Source organism: Mesorhizobium sp. M7A.F.Ca.MR.362.00.0.0 (genome assembly GCF_004023175.1).
Lineage (GTDB): Bacteria > Pseudomonadota > Alphaproteobacteria > Rhizobiales > Rhizobiaceae > Mesorhizobium.
In genome coordinates this window covers 6,882-7,130 of sequence record NZ_RZTF01000330.1, presented here as the reverse complement: position 1 = coordinate 7,130, position 249 = coordinate 6,882, and the positions used below count along the sequence as shown (strand labels likewise).

The following is a 249-nucleotide window of genomic DNA, read 5'->3' as shown; positions in this document are numbered from 1 at the left end:
GTGCAAGTCAGGAGCGGCGGTGACAAGCGCCTTGGCAGCCTCGGACTGCGGGTGGTCGAGCACCTCGCTCGTCTTGCCGCGCTCGACGACCTTGCCGTCATGCATGACCAGCACCTCGTCCGTGATGGCGCGGGCGACGGTCAAATCATGGGTGATGAAGAGATAGGCGATGCCGAGCTTCTGGTTGAGCTCGGCGAACAAATCGAGGATTTGGGCGCGGATCGAGACGTCGAGCGCCGAGACCGGCTC

At 63.9% G+C, this 249-nt stretch carries 1 pseudogene; it reads right to left on the bottom strand.

The window, feature by feature from the left end:
- A pseudogene (locus tag EOC06_RS43750) lies at positions 1-249 on the bottom strand (microcin ABC transporter ATP-binding protein); the annotation flags it as partial.